This is a genomic window from Roseovarius sp. PS-C2 (assembly GCF_018862045.1).
In the GTDB taxonomy this organism is placed as follows: Bacteria; Pseudomonadota; Alphaproteobacteria; order Rhodobacterales; family Rhodobacteraceae; genus Roseovarius.
Map to the genome: position 1 here is coordinate 138535 of NZ_JAHKSQ010000004.1, position 13110 is coordinate 151644.

At 63.0% G+C, this 13110-nt stretch carries 20 protein-coding genes; 7 read left to right on the plus strand and 13 right to left on the minus strand.

The genetic code is table 11. From position 1 onward, the window contains the following. Positions 1-22: 22 nt before the first annotated feature. Positions 23-844 carry a tRNA (guanosine(37)-N1)-methyltransferase TrmD gene (gene trmD, locus KPG71_RS08890; RefSeq protein WP_216337735.1) on the minus strand — a complete coding sequence of 274 codons (822 nt, stop codon included), beginning with the start codon at positions 842-844 and terminating at the stop codon, positions 23-25. Between the two features lie 149 nt (positions 845-993). On the opposite strand from trmD, the gene dapD reads away from it, so the two are divergent. Continuing rightward, a complete protein-coding gene (gene dapD / locus KPG71_RS08895) occupies positions 994-1821 on the plus strand; it encodes a 2,3,4,5-tetrahydropyridine-2,6-dicarboxylate N-succinyltransferase (RefSeq protein WP_216337736.1) in 828 nt (275 codons plus the stop codon). Positions 1822-1872: 51 nt separating this feature from the next. Here dapD and rimM read toward each other — a convergent pair whose 3' ends face one another. The 10 genes from rimM to KPG71_RS08945 form a co-directional block, all read right to left on the minus strand. Beyond that, positions 1873-2385, minus strand: coding sequence for a ribosome maturation factor RimM (gene rimM, locus KPG71_RS08900; RefSeq protein WP_216337737.1), 513 nt, complete (start codon positions 2383-2385; stop codon positions 1873-1875). A 2-nt stretch (positions 2386-2387) separates the two neighbouring features. Continuing rightward, on the minus strand, positions 2388-2525 hold the full coding sequence (locus KPG71_RS08905; protein ID WP_216337738.1) for a hypothetical protein: 138 nt from the start codon (positions 2523-2525) through the stop codon (positions 2388-2390). Positions 2526-2532: 7 nt separating this feature from the next. Next, positions 2533-3165 carry a 5,6-dimethylbenzimidazole synthase gene (bluB, locus tag KPG71_RS08910; RefSeq protein WP_216337739.1) on the minus strand — a complete coding sequence of 211 codons (633 nt, stop codon included), beginning with the start codon at positions 3163-3165 and terminating at the stop codon, positions 2533-2535. Positions 3166-3184: 19 nt separating this feature from the next. Continuing rightward, positions 3185-3589 carry a 30S ribosomal protein S16 gene (rpsP, locus tag KPG71_RS08915; protein ID WP_216337740.1) on the minus strand — a complete coding sequence of 135 codons (405 nt, stop codon included), beginning with the start codon at positions 3587-3589 and terminating at the stop codon, positions 3185-3187. Positions 3590-3636: 47 nt separating this feature from the next. Next, positions 3637-3936 (minus strand): chorismate mutase, encoded by a 300-nt coding sequence (locus tag KPG71_RS08920; RefSeq protein WP_216337741.1) that lies wholly within the window; start codon positions 3934-3936, stop codon positions 3637-3639. Continuing rightward, positions 3929-4534: a GNAT family N-acetyltransferase gene (locus KPG71_RS08925; protein ID WP_216337742.1), complete on the minus strand. Its 606-nt coding sequence runs from the start codon at positions 4532-4534 to the stop codon at positions 3929-3931. The genes KPG71_RS08920 and KPG71_RS08925 overlap by 8 nt, the downstream gene beginning before the upstream one ends. Beyond that, a complete protein-coding gene (locus tag KPG71_RS08930; protein WP_216337743.1) occupies positions 4531-5094 on the minus strand; it encodes a GNAT family N-acetyltransferase in 564 nt (187 codons plus the stop codon). The genes KPG71_RS08925 and KPG71_RS08930 overlap by 4 nt, the downstream gene beginning before the upstream one ends. Positions 5095-5098: 4 nt before the next feature. Beyond that, the gene (ffh, locus tag KPG71_RS08935) at positions 5099-6604 is read right to left on the minus strand and encodes a signal recognition particle protein (RefSeq protein WP_216337744.1); all 1506 of its coding nucleotides are present in this window, start codon (positions 6602-6604) and stop codon (positions 5099-5101) included. Between the two features lie 208 nt (positions 6605-6812). After that, positions 6813-7319 (minus strand): hypothetical protein, encoded by a 507-nt coding sequence (locus KPG71_RS08940; protein WP_216337745.1) that lies wholly within the window; start codon positions 7317-7319, stop codon positions 6813-6815. A gap of 77 nt (positions 7320-7396) precedes the next feature. After that, on the minus strand, positions 7397-7987 hold the full coding sequence (locus tag KPG71_RS08945; protein ID WP_216337746.1) for an FMN-dependent NADH-azoreductase: 591 nt from the start codon (positions 7985-7987) through the stop codon (positions 7397-7399). Positions 7988-8101: 114 nt separating this feature from the next. Here KPG71_RS08945 and KPG71_RS08950 point away from each other — a divergent pair, with 114 nt between their 5' ends. Further along, a complete protein-coding gene (locus KPG71_RS08950; RefSeq protein ID WP_216337747.1) occupies positions 8102-8983 on the plus strand; it encodes a LysR family transcriptional regulator in 882 nt (293 codons plus the stop codon). Here KPG71_RS08950 and KPG71_RS08955 read toward each other — a convergent pair. Continuing rightward, positions 8980-9321 (minus strand): metalloregulator ArsR/SmtB family transcription factor, encoded by a 342-nt coding sequence (locus KPG71_RS08955; RefSeq protein ID WP_216337748.1) that lies wholly within the window; start codon positions 9319-9321, stop codon positions 8980-8982. The two genes, KPG71_RS08950 and KPG71_RS08955, sit on opposite strands and share 4 nt — an antisense overlap. A gap of 230 nt (positions 9322-9551) precedes the next feature. On the opposite strand from KPG71_RS08955, the gene KPG71_RS08960 reads away from it, so the two are divergent. The 5 genes from KPG71_RS08960 (at position 9552) to KPG71_RS08980 (ending at position 12169) form a co-directional block, all read left to right on the plus strand. Continuing rightward, positions 9552-9926, plus strand: a complete 375-nt coding sequence (locus KPG71_RS08960; RefSeq protein WP_073034486.1) for an AtpZ/AtpI family protein — start codon at positions 9552-9554, stop codon at positions 9924-9926. After that, complete coding sequence (locus KPG71_RS08965; RefSeq protein WP_216337749.1) at positions 9907-10686, plus strand: F0F1 ATP synthase subunit A; 780 nt, start codon at positions 9907-9909, stop codon at positions 10684-10686. Before KPG71_RS08960 ends, KPG71_RS08965 begins: the two co-directional genes overlap by 20 nt. 57 nt (positions 10687-10743) lie before the next feature. Continuing rightward, on the plus strand, positions 10744-10980 hold the full coding sequence (locus KPG71_RS08970) for a F0F1 ATP synthase subunit C (RefSeq protein ID WP_038066250.1): 237 nt from the start codon (positions 10744-10746) through the stop codon (positions 10978-10980). Between the two features lie 86 nt (positions 10981-11066). Next, entirely contained in the window at positions 11067-11600 is a 534-nt protein-coding gene (locus KPG71_RS08975) for a F0F1 ATP synthase subunit B' (protein ID WP_216337750.1), read from the plus strand. Positions 11601-11605: 5 nt separating this feature from the next. Beyond that, a complete protein-coding gene (locus KPG71_RS08980) occupies positions 11606-12169 on the plus strand; it encodes a F0F1 ATP synthase subunit B (protein WP_216337751.1) in 564 nt (187 codons plus the stop codon). Between the two features lie 133 nt (positions 12170-12302). Here KPG71_RS08980 and KPG71_RS08985 read toward each other — a convergent pair whose 3' ends face one another. Continuing rightward, complete coding sequence (locus KPG71_RS08985) at positions 12303-12971, minus strand: LysM peptidoglycan-binding domain-containing protein (protein WP_216337752.1); 669 nt, start codon at positions 12969-12971, stop codon at positions 12303-12305. Between the last annotated feature and the right edge of the window lie 139 nt (positions 12972-13110).

Genomic DNA, 13110 nt, shown 5'->3' on the forward strand with positions numbered 1-13110 from the left:
ATCCGCAAAGTTTGCTGCCGCCTCAGAGCTCTTGGTCTTCGTCCGGGTCCCTACCATGCGCCGCACAGTAAGCCCGCCAGAGGTCAGGTCGTCGTTCCTTTGTCAGCCTTTCGGCTTGCGTCCGCCGCCAGTCGGTAATGTTCCCATGATGCCCCGAAAGAAGAATTTCAGGGATCGGCAGGCCCTTCCAGATGGCTGGTCGCGTATACTGGGGATGTTCGAGCAACCCGTCGGAGAAAGATTCTTCCTCCGTGGACTCCTGATTCCCAAGCACGCGCGGTATAAGGCGGACTGTCGCATCAATCAAGGCCTGAGCGGCAATCTCGCCCCCGGTTAGGACGAAATCGCCTAACGAGACCTCCTGAATGCCGTAATGCTCGATCGCCCGCTCGTCCAGCCCCTCGAAACGGCCGCAGATCAGCGTCACGCCGGGGGCTTGCGACAACTGCCGCGCCAAGGCCTGATCGAAACGGCGTCCTCGCGGGCTCAGGTAGATCAGCGGTGCGCCCCTGGGGGCGTTTTGCAGGGCATGGTCAAGCGCCTGCCCCATCACATCCGCGCGCAGCACCATGCCGGCCCCGCCACCTGCGGGGGTGTCGTCGACATTGCGATGCTTGCCTTCGCCGAACCGGCGCAGGTCGACCGTGTCCAGTTGCCACAACCCGTCCTTCAACGCCCTCCCGGTCAGGCTTTCGCCCAGAACGCCGGGAAAGGCCTGTGGCAGCAGCGTGATCACCTGCGCGCGCCAGGCCCGCGCCAGCCGGGGACTGTCGGTCATCAACTCCTGCGGTTTCAGACTGGCCTTGATGGATTTGCGGCCGTGGGATCGGGCTGTATCGGTCATGGACAGGGGCCATAGCCCCGCATCGGCCATGTGGCAAGCCCGCGCAAGCGTCGCTCCCGCGTGCCCTGCGGTCGCTTGCCCGATTGCCTTTGGCCCCGTCACGGCCTAAAGCCGGGGGTCAGACAACAGGAATGCAAACGGAGGCCCGCATGTCGAACGCCCAGCTTGAACAGGCCATCGAGGCCGCGTGGGAAACCCGCGATCAGATCACCCCCAATACCGGCGGGGAAACCCGCGAAGCAATCGTGGATACGCTCAACGCGCTGGACAGCGGTACGCTGCGTGTGGCCGAGCGCCGTGAAAACGGTGAGTGGCATGTCAACCAATGGGCCAAGAAGGCGGTTCTGCTCGGCTTCCGCATCAAGGACATGGAGATCCAGGACAACGGCCCGCAAGGTGGCGGCTGGTGGGACAAGGTCGACAGCAAGTTCAAGGGCTGGGGCGACAACCAGTGGAAGGCCGCCGGTTTCCGTGCGGTGCCCAACTGCGTCGTGCGCAAATCGGCTTATATCGCCCCCGGCGTGGTGCTGATGCCCAGCTTCGTCAACCTCGGCGCCTATGTGGATGAGGGCACGATGGTCGATACATGGGCCACCGTGGGCAGCTGCGCGCAGATCGGCAAGAACGTCCACTTGTCGGGTGGTGTCGGTATCGGCGGCGTGCTCGAACCCATGCAGGCGGGCCCCACCATCATCGAAGACAACTGCTTTATCGGTGCGCGCTCCGAGGTGGTCGAGGGCTGCATCATCCGCGAGGGCTCGGTTCTGGGGATGGGCGTCTATATCGGCAAATCCACCAAGATCGTCGATCGCGAAACCGGCGAGGTCACCTATGGCGAAGTGCCGCCCTATTCGGTGGTGGTGTCGGGCTCCATGCCGACCAAGAACAACCTTAGCCTTTACTGCGCCGTGATCGTCAAACGGGTGGACGAGAAAACCCGCTCGAAAACCGGCATCAACGAGCTGCTGCGCGACTAAGCGGCGCTCCGCGTGTCAGGGCCGCCCGAACGGCCCTGGCCAATCTTTCCCTCAGAACACCCCTTCGGGCGGGTCGGCCACGATCCGCCCCGAGGCCAGATCGACCGTCGGCACCGCCTCACGCGTGAACGGCAGCAGGACCGTCGATTTCAAACCCGGCCCATGAATTTCCAGCAGATCGCCCGCCCCGTGGTTCAGCACCGCCTTGACGCGGCCCAGAGGTGCGCCGCCGGTATCGAACACCTCCAGCCCGATCAGGTCGGCGTGATAGAATTCGTCATCGGGCAGGGCGGGCAGGCGGTCGCGCTCGGCATAAAGACGCACCCCGCGCAACGCATCGGCCTGTTCCTTGGTCGCCACCCCGGACAGCCGCGCGATCAGCGCGCCCTTGGCCGTCTGTCCGCTCAGCGTCACCTCGAAGCTCAGTGCGCGATCCTCGCTTTCCAGCGGGCCATAGGCGGCGATGTCCTCGGGCATGGTGGTGAAACTTTTCAGCCGCACCTCGCCCTTCACGCCGAACGCCCCGGAAATCGCCCCAAGACAGATGCGTGTGTCCTCGCTCATGCTCATTCTCCCTGGCACAGCCCGTTGCTTACCGTTCCGCCCGCTACCGTGCAGCGCTCCATATGCTGATAGCGTTCAAAGAATATACCGGCCAGGAACACGACGACCAGCAGGATCAGGGTGCGGATAGGGCGGAACATGATGCGGCTACCTTGTCTCGATGGGCAGGCGCCCGCGCCGGTCTTCCCAGCCTTCGCGTTCCAGTTCCGGCGAGTCGCTGTCCGCTCCCTCGGGCCAGCCGACACACAGATAGCTGACCAGCGACCAGTTGTCCGGCACATCCAGATCCCGCGCCAGCCGCTCGGGATCGAGGATCGACACCCAGCCTACGCCCAGCCCGAGCGCGCGGGCCATCAGCCAGAACTGCGTGATCCCGCCCACCACGGAATAGCGGCGCATCTCGGGCATCGTGCGCGCGCCCAGCCCGGCGCCCTTGCCGGTGGCGTCATCGCAGAAAATGGCCAGTTGTACGGGGGCAACTTCCATCCCCGACAGCTTGAGGCGGCTGTACAACTGCGCGCGCTCACTGGCATAGCCGCTCAGCGCCTGTTCGTTGGCTTTGGTGAAATTCTCAAGTGCGGCGGCCCTCGCCTCGGGGCTGTCCACCCGGATGATGCGCCACGGTTCGCTCAGCCCCACCGACGGGGCCAGCAAAAAGGTGTCGAGGCAGGTGCGCAGCACCGCCTCGTCCACCGGATCGGGGCGGAAGCGGCGCACATCGCGCCGCCACCGCATCAATTCGATGAGGCCGGTCTGGAAATCTGTTGAAAACCGCGACATGCCGACCCCGATCGCCAGCTTATTCCTCGCTGGCAGCCTCTTCTGCCGGGGCTTCCTCGGCAGGGGCGGCAGCGGCTTCGGCGGCTTCAGCAGCCTTGGCGGCTTTCTCTTCCGCGCGCTCTTTGGCCTTGGCACCGGGCTCGCCTTTTTGCGGGTTGTTGCGCTCTTTCTTGGCGACAACACCGGCTGCTTCCAGCATGCGCGAGATACGGTCGGACGGCTGCGCGCCCTGATCCAGCCAGTACTGCACGCGCTCCATGTTCATCTTGACGCGCTCTTCGCTGTCTTTGGGCAGCAGCGGGTTGTAGGTGCCCAGCTTCTCGATGAAGCGGCCGTCGCGCGGCATGCGCGAGTCAGCCGCGACGATGCGGTAAAAAGGGCGTTTCTTGCTGCCGCCGCGGGCGAGACGAATTTTCATGGCCATGGGGGTATCTCCTTTGAATGGCGTGGGTTCGGTGGGCCGGGCCCACCCTACGATTGGTGCTTTCTGTGGTGCTGAATGACTTCAGCGATGATGAAGTTCAGGAACTTCTTGGCGAATTCCGGGTCCAGATCGGCCGCGTTCGCCAATTCTTCGAGCCGTGCGATCTGCGCCTTTTCGCGCGCCGGATCGGACGGGGGAAGGTCGTGTTCGGCCTTGAGTTTCCCCACGGCCTGAGTGTGTTTGAAACGCTCGCCCAGGGTGTAGACGAGGATCGCATCCAGCCGGTCGATGCTTTCACGATGCTCTTTCAGCAGTTCGGCGGCGCGCAGGGTGGCTTGATCAGTCAATGGCAAACCCTTTCGGCTTGAACAGAGGATCGCAGTAATGGCTGATTTCCAACTCGATTCCGTCAATCAGCTGCCCGGATTTCAGAGTCTTGGGCGAGGGATGGCGATAAACCGCATCGTTCCCGTCGATGGTGGCGGCGTCGTGGTCCTTGGATGCGCCCAGCCGTTCGGCCAGACGGATTGAATCCAGGTTCTTCGGGTCGATATAGCTGACCGCCCCGTCCCAGCCGAGTTCGTCATAGAAATACCGCCGCGCCGCGTGCGTGGCTTCCAGGGCATAGCCGTGCCCGGCCTTTTCGGGCCAGATGATCCAGGCGATCTCGCGCTCGGGCCATGCGGCGGGAAACCAGCCGCCGGCCATGCCATAGGTTTCGTCGGTGGCCTTGTCGTGGATCATCCACATGCCATAGCCGCGGATGTTCCAGTGCCCGATCTCGGCGGCATACAGCATCCATGTCTCATACGGGTTGAGCGGCCCGCCCATGAACCGCGACCGGTACGAGGCGAAGGTCGCCTTGAAGTTCGGGTAATCGCCCGGCTCCGGGCCGCGCAGCACAAGGCGGCGGGTCTCAAGCGTGGGGATGTTGGCGGTGGTCATGCGTAGGCCTCCACCGAGCCGTCATCGTCCCGCCCCTCGGCCATGTCGGGGCCGGGGTGCCGGTAAAGCCGCTCCTTGCCCATATGCACGTTGTCGTATTCGCGCTCGAACCACGCGCCCAGCCGTTCGGCCAGCGCAATCGACCGCACGTTTCCGGGCACGATATTCGAGGTCAGCGTCGTGAACCCCAGATCGTCATAGGCATACCGGCGCACGCGCTGCGCGGCCTCGTGGACGATGCCCCTGCCTTCGAACGGCGCGAAGGCAACCCAGCCGATTTCCGGTTCGGGCCAGCCTTCGGGATTCCAGATGCCGCAGATACCGGCGGTTTCGCCGCTGTCTTTCATCTCGATCGCGAAATAGCCGTAGCCGTGGATATGCCAATGCCCGACATTCAGCGCAAACCAGCGCCACGCCTCGCCCCGGTTGGGGGCCGCACCGAAACCTGCCGCGCGCTCCTGATCCAGCAGGAAGGCGATCATCGGTTCGATGTCGCGCGCTTCGGGGCTGCGCAGGATCAGGCGATCCGTTTCAAGGGTGGGGGCGTCGGTCAGGGGCATGGCGTCACTTCTTCTTGCCGAACCCGCTCAGGCCGGGGGGCAGCGCCCCGCCGCCAAGGCCGGGCAACCCGCCACCGGGCATGCCGCCACCCATCTTTCTGGCCGCCTCTTCCAGTGCCTTGGGGTCCATGCCCTGCAAATCCTCGGGGCTGGGGCCGCCCTTGCCGAACATGCCCTTCATGGCCTGTTTCAGCATGCCGCCTTTGCCCATCTTGCCCATCTTCTTCATCATGTCGCCCATCTGGCGCTGCATCTTGAGCAGTTTGTTCAGCTCGGACACTTCCAACCCGGCGCCCTTGGCGATCCGCTTCTTGCGGCTGGCCTGCAGCAGCTTGGGATTGGCGCGTTCCTTCTTGGTCATCGACTGGATCAGCGCGATCTGACGGGTGATGATCTTGTCGTCGATCCCGGCACTTTCCATCTGCTTGGCCATCTTGCCCATGCCGGGCATCATACCCATCACGCCTTCCATGCCGCCCATCTTCTGCATCTGCTCAAGCTGCATCTTCAGGTCGTTCATGTTGAACTGACCCTTCTGGAAGCGCCGCATCATGCGCTCGGCCTGCTCGGCCTCCAGCGTTTCCTGCGCCTTTTCCACAAGGCTGACGATGTCGCCCATGCCCAGGATTCGGCCCGCGATCCGATCGGGCTCGAAGGTCTCGATGGCGTCCATTTTTTCGCCAAGGCCGACAAAGCGGATGGGCTTGCCGGTCACCGCGCGCATCGACAAGGCCGCACCGCCGCGCCCGTCACCGTCCATCCGGGTCAGGACCACGCCGGTCACGCCGATCTTGTCGTCGAATTCCTCGGCCACGTTGACGGCGTCCTGCCCCGTCAGGCCATCGACCACCAGCAGCGTTTCGCGCGGGTTGGCGACATCGCGCACATCCGCCGCCTGCTGGATCAGTTCCTGGTCGATATGCAACCGGCCCGCGGTGTCCAGCATGTAAACGTCATACCCGCCAAGGCTGGCCTGCGTCTTGGCGCGTTTGGCGATGGCCACCGGATCCTCGCCCTTGACGATGGGCAGGGTATCGACCCCGATCTGCTTGCCGAGGATTTCAAGCTGTTCCATGGCCGCCGGGCGGTTGACGTCCAAAGACGCCATCAGCACGCGCTTGCCCTCTTTTTCCTTCAGGCGCTTGGCCAGCTTGGCGGTGGTCGTCGTCTTGCCCGATCCCTGAAGGCCCACCATCAGGATGGGGGCGGGCGGGTTGTCGATCTTCAGCGCGCCGGGGTCGCCCTCGCCGCTCAGGGTTTCGACCAGTGCGTCATGCACGATCTTGACCACCTGCTGACCCGGAGTGACCGATTTCGTCACCGCCTGGCCGGTGGCCTGATCCTGCACTTTCTTGATGAACGCCCGCGCCACGGGCAGCGACACGTCGGCCTCCAGCAGCGCGACGCGCACCTCGCGCAGGGCGGTCTTGACGTCGTCCTCGGACAGCGCACCCTGTTTCGTCAGGCGATCCAGGACGCCAGAGAGGCGGTCTGACAGATTTTCAAACATCTCAAGCGCTCCTTTGCTCGCCCGTTGCGTTGTGGCCCAGATATGCAGGACCGGCCCAAATGCCAATCTCCCCCGTGGGCGAAACTCGCTGACGGGGGGCGATCCCGGCCTGTGGCCAAGGGACCGGAAGCTTGACGGACTCCCGGAAATTTGGGCTGCTGTTACTGCGCGCGCGTGCCAGAGTCAACATCGCTGACGAACCGCGCGATCAACGCCGCCCTTGCAGCAGTGCAAAAAACACGTCGGTCATCAATTCGGCCTCTTCGGGCGTCAGGCGGCCATGGTTCAGAAGGAACGTGCCGATATCCCGGTCGCTGTAGCGGCCCATGACCTGCCCGTCGCGCAGGATCAGTTTCAGCCGCGCCAGTTCATAGGCCCGGTCATGGCAGATGATGCATTTGTCCCGGAACAGCCCGCCGGTTTCGATCTGTTTGCGAAAGACCGACAGGAACAGGGGCTTTTCGGTCGCGTCCAACCCGCCTGCGTGACGATCCAGCAAGGCGTCCACCGATCGGCCGTTTTCGGTGATGATCGCACCTGTGTCGTCAATTTGCAGGTGGTCGCGAATGAACGGGCCGGAATGGCCGTGGCAGGAAAAACACCGCTCTTCGAACCGCGCATGGAAATCCAGTGCTTCGGCAGACTGCGCTGCCGCCAGTTGGGGCAGGGCAGCCAGAACGGTCAGAAGAGCGCTGAAAAGAATATGACGTGTCATTTTGCGGGCCTCGGTTGATCGCAATGTATCAGCCGAGGCCCGCAATAGCATTGAGCAAAGTCAAGACGCCCCCTGCGTCATGCGACCGCAGGCAGGCTTTCGATCTGCCCCGAGGCTTTGGCCAGACTGCTTTCGGCGTCCAGCGCCAACTGGTCTGCGGCCACCAGCGTCACGTCGCTCAACCCGATGAAGCCAAGGATATGGCGCATATAGGTGCTGGCAAAGTCGATCTCCGAGCCCGCGCCCGTGCCACCCGAAGCCATCGCCAGAATCACGCGCTTGCCGTTCAACAGGCCCTCGGGGCCGTTTTCCGTATAGCGGAAAGTCACGCCGACACGGGCGACATGGTCGATCCACGCTTTCAGCGCGGCGGGCGGGGCAAAATTGTAGACTGGCAGGGCGATGACGATGGTGTCGGCCTGTTGTAGTTCGTTCACCAACTCATCAGAAAAGGTCAGCGTTTCGGCCTGCGCCGGACTGCGCTGATCGGCGGGGGTGAAATTGGCGTTCAGCCAGGTTTCGGTCAGTTGCGGCACCGGGGTTTCGGCCAGATCGCGATGAATGATACGGGCCTCGGGCCAGCGGGCGGTGATGCGCCCTGTCAGGTCGCGCGTCACCGAATCCTGCAGGCGGGCAGAGGCATCGAGGCGAAGAACGGTATGGGTCATGGGATACTCCGTGATGACAGATGTTTCCCTTAAAATGCTTCGTACCTTTTCAAACGCAATCTGACGTGGGAAACATGTCCTGTTTAGTTTTGCACATAACGGGGAATCCCCCAGATGGATAATTGGGACGAAATTCGTACTGCCTATAATGTTGCGCGGGTCGGTACGGTCAGTGGCGCGGCCGAGGTTCTGGGCGTGCATCACGCCACGGTCATTCGCCATATCGACGCGCTCGAGGACCGGCTTGGCGTCAAGCTGTTTCAGCGCCACGCGCGCGGCTACACCCCGACCGAGGCCGGTCAGGACCTCTTGCGCGTCGCGCAAACCACCGACGATCAGTTTTCCCAGCTTGCGGGCCGGATCAAGGGGCGCGGCAATGACGTGACCGGCGAACTGGTGGTGACATCCCTTGGCGGACTCAGCCATTTTCTGGTTCCCGTCGTCGCGGCGTTTCAGGCGGGCTATCCCGACCTGATCGTGCGCTATCTTACGGGCACCCGCCTGTTTCGCCTGGAATATGGCGAGGCCCATGTGGCGATCCGCGCAGGCGCGGTGCCCGATCAGCCCGACAACGTGGTGCAGCCGTTCTACAGACAGAAGTTCACCCTGTTCGCGAGCGACCGCTATATCGAACGCCACGGGTTGCCGGATGGCGAGGGCGACCTGACCGGGCATTTCTTTGTCGGACCGGACGACCCGGAATCGCGCGCACCGTTCGATCGCTGGTTGCAACAGATCATCCCGACCGAACAGATCATCTTTCGCAGCGGCGATGTGCATGCGCAGCGCCGGGCGATCTTTGAGGGGGCGGGGATCGGTTTCATGTCGCGGCTTCAGGCGCGGGAATTGGGCGGGCTGACCGAAATCCTTCCCCCGCGCGAAGACTGGTCCGCCCCCCTTTGGCTGGTGACCCACATGGATTTGCACCGCACGACCAAGGTTCAGGCCTTTCTGAGCTTCCTCAAGGAGCGCGCCAAGACATGGGACGATGCCTAGCCGTCCTCTTCCGGCATCGTGCGCAATTCGGTTTCTAGGAATTTCTCGAACGCGTCCAGATTGACCGCCTCGAACTGACCGAAGCTTTGCATCCAGATACTGGCGTCGCGCAGGGCGTCGGGCTCGAGCTTGCACCACTTGACCCGGCCCCGTCGTTCCTGGCTGATCAGGCCCGCGCGGGTGAGGATGCCCAGATGTTTGGAAATCGCGGCCAGCGACATCTCGAACGGATGGGCCACGTCCGTCACCGCCATGTCGTCCTCCAGCAGCATCGACAGAATCCGCCGCCGGGTGGGATCGGCAAGCGCGTGGAACACTGTATCGAGAGGATCTGACATGGCCGCCATTAAGCGGGAGTGCAATCTTTCGTCAACCATTTGGTTGAATATCGCCCATGCGCCGGTTTTGCCGCTCAGAGTGCTGCGTCAGAATCTCCGGGCGTGCCGAGCGTTCGAAAAAACTCATTAAATCCAATAGTTTGAATGATGTCCGCCCCAGCCTCTGCCGCGCTTGACTCGGATGCCCCCCGCGCATAGCAAGTGTGCAACTGTTCCAAGGGGGCAAACCGGTGACCGATCCCGACCAACGCGAGCGCATGGCGCGGCTTGAGGAAAGGATCGCGGCCTTCAAAAAGAAGGACGAGCCCAGGCCCCATATGGAAGAACACTACAGTCAGGCGCAACTGGCCTGGCGTATGGTGATCGAACTTGTGGCCGGTCTTCTGATCGGTTTCGGCATAGGGTACGGGCTGGACCGCCTGTTCGGGACGATCCCGATCTTCCTTGTGCTGTTCACATTGCTGGGCCTTGCGGCGGGCGTCAAAACGATGATGCGCAGCGCACAGGAAATCCAGCGCGAAAAACTGGCCGAACAGGCCGAGAGGACAGCGCCCGATACTGCGGGCGGCGAGAAGAGGACGAAAGATGGCGACGGAAGCGCATAGCGACGAGGGCGGTCTGGTTTTCCACCCGATGGATCAGTTCATCGTCAAGCCGTTGTTTGGCGACGGCCCGGTGGGCATGTTCACGATCACCAATGTCACCCTGTGGATGGCGCTGAGCGTGATCGCAATCATCGCGCTGATGGTTATGGGCACCTCCGGGCGCTCGACCATTCCGGGCCGCGTCCAGTCGATCGGCGAACTGGCCTATGGCTTCATCTACAAGATGGTCGAAGACGTCGCCGGCAAGGATGCCGTCGGGTTCTTCCCCTACATCATGACGCTGTTCCTGTTCATCGTCTTCGCCAACTTCCTCGGGCTTCTGCCGACGGCCTTCACCACCACCAGCCACATCGCCGTCACCGCGGTTCTGGCCCTGCTGGTGTTCGTCACGGTCACCGTGGTGGGCTTCGTCAAGCACGGCATGGGCTTCCTCGGCCTGTTCTGGGTCAGCAGCGCGCCGCTGCCGCTGCGCCCGGTTCTGGCCCTGATCGAGGTGATTTCCTACTTCGTGCGCCCGGTCAGCCATTCCATTCGTCTTATGGGCAACATGATGGCCGGTCACGCCGTGATGAAGGTGTTCGCGGCCTTCGCCCCCATGATCCTGCTGTCCACGGGCCTTGGCCTGCTGGTCACCCCGCTGTCCGTCATTGCCATCGCTGCAATCTACGGGCTGGAAATTCTCGTGGCCTTCATCCAGGCCTACGTGTTCACCATTCTGACCTGCGTGTACCTCAAGGACGCGCTGCACCCGGCACACTGATCCGGGTCCGGTTCGAATAGACATCTTTAGCCAATTCCAACGTAAGGAGACATCGAAATGGAAGGCGATATCGTACAAATGGGCGCATACATCGGCGCAGGTCTGGCATGCATGGGCATGGGCGGCTCGGCGATCGGTGTGGGCAACGTGGCAGGCAACTTCCTGTCGGGCGCACTGCGCAACCCGTCGGCTGCTGCCGGTCAGACCGCGACCCTGTTCATCGGCATCGCGTTCGCAGAAGCACTGGGCATCTTCTCGTTCCTGGTCGCTCTGCTGCTGATGTTCGCCGTCTAAGCCTGCGGAACCCGATCCTTACGGCCGGACGGGGCGGCCCGATGCCACCCCGTCCGGTGTAACCGGACGTTCCCAAGGAGGACGACATGGCAAGCGAAACGCATAACGCCGCTGACGCCGCCGCATCCGCGCCCGGCATGCCGCAGCTGGATTTCTCGACCTTCGGGAACCAGATTTTCTGGCTCATGGTCACGCTCGTCGTGATCTACTTCGTCCTGTCGCGCATTGCGCTTCCGCGCATCGCGGCCGTGCTGGCCGAGCGCCAGGGGACAATCACCAACGACCTCGCCGCCGCCGAAGATCTTAAGGTCAAGGCAACCGAAGCCGAGGAAGCCTATAACAAGGCTCTGGCCGATGCCCGCGCCGAGGCGCAGACCATCATCGCCCAGGCCAAGGCAGAGATTCAGGCCGATCTGGACAACGCGACCGCCAAGGCCGACGCCGAGATCGCCGCCAAGCTGGTCGAAAGCGAAAAGAAGATCGCCGAAATCCGCGAAGGTGCCATGCAAAGCGTCAAGGACGTGGCCAAGGACACCGCCAAGGAAATCGTCGCGGCCATGGGTGGCAAGGCGGATGCCCGCACCGTCACCGCGGCTGTCAACGCACGGATGAAGGGGTAAGGGACATGCGGACATTTGCAACGGCAACGCTCGTCGCTCAGATGACGGCAGGCCCGGCGCTGGCCGCGTCCGGCCCGTTCTTCTCGCTGCACAACACCAACTTCGTCGTTCTGCTGGCCTTTATCCTGTTCATCGCCATCCTGATGTATTTCAAGGTGCCGACGCTGATCGCAGGTATGCTGGACAAGCGCGCCGACGGTATCAAGTCGGAACTCGACGAGGCCCGCGCCCTGCGCGAAGAGGCCCAGACCCTGCTGGCCAGCTACGAGCGCAAGCAGAAAGAGGTTCAGGAACAGGCCGAGCGCATCGTCGCCCACGCCAAGACCGAAGCCGCCGAAGCCGCCGAACAGGCCAAGGAAGACCTCAAGGGCTCGATCGCACGCCGCCTGAAGGCCGCCGAAGATCAGATCGCCTCGGCCGAATCCAGCGCCGTCCGCGAAGTGCGTGACGAGGCCATCCGCATCGCCATCGGCGCCGCGCGGGACGTGGTCGCCAAGAGCATGACCGCAGCCGAAGGCAACAAGCTGATCGACGCGGCCATTTCCGAGGTCGACGCGAAACTGCACTGACGCCACTCGGCACAGTCAGCCAACACATCGAAAGCCGGGCCAGTGGCCCGGCTTTTCTTGTGCCGGGGTGTAAAAGAAAAGGGGGCCGTTGAACCGGCCCCTCATTTCCCACCTGCCACGTGACTTTGAAACTCTAGAGCGTCGGGATCACCAGCCTTTGGCCGATGGCCAAAGCCGCCCCACCGCCCAGAATATCGGAATTGGCATGCACGATCTGCGTGCTTTGCGCCGTGTCCCCGTAAAACCGATAGGCAATCGCCGCCAGCGTATCGCCGGCCTGAACGGCATAGGTCACAGGCTCTGCCGTGCCGGGGCCCTGTGCCATATTTCCCGATAAAGCACCGATCAGCGCGGCCGTATTCAGCCTTCCGTCCTGCACCAGTTGCGGCGCGTTTGCCTCGCCCCCGGTCCGGCCACCGCTTTGGATCAGCGCGGCGATATAGGCCGGGGATTGCCCCTGCGCCATGGCCTCGGTGATCAATGTCTCCAGATCGCTGTCGCGGTGCATCACGATATCCAACGCGGTTGCTGTCACGACCGGGGGCGGCGTTTCGGGCGATACGGCCTGCGGGCGATGTTTCGGGCTGTCCAGAAAGGCTGGCCCACCTCGATCGCGGGAAACGCCGTTGTCTGGCGCGGGGGGCATGTTTTCGGCGGTTGTAACCGGGGCGTCAGCCTTGGCACTCGTCGGGACCGAGGCGCGCTCAAGGGCAACTGGGTGCGGTTGGCTGTCTTTCTGCAACAGGATCAATGTGATCGTGACGGTCAGAAACCCGCCCGCTATCACTGCGACCCTGATCATCTGATGCTGCTGCGGCACGTTGGCGCCGCTTTCCCGCTCAAGGCTGTCATCTGCCCTCTACCCCATGCCAGCGCGGGATTGTTTGACGGCAGTCTGCCCGCGCGAACACTGCTTTTCCCAGATATAGGCGAATCATTGC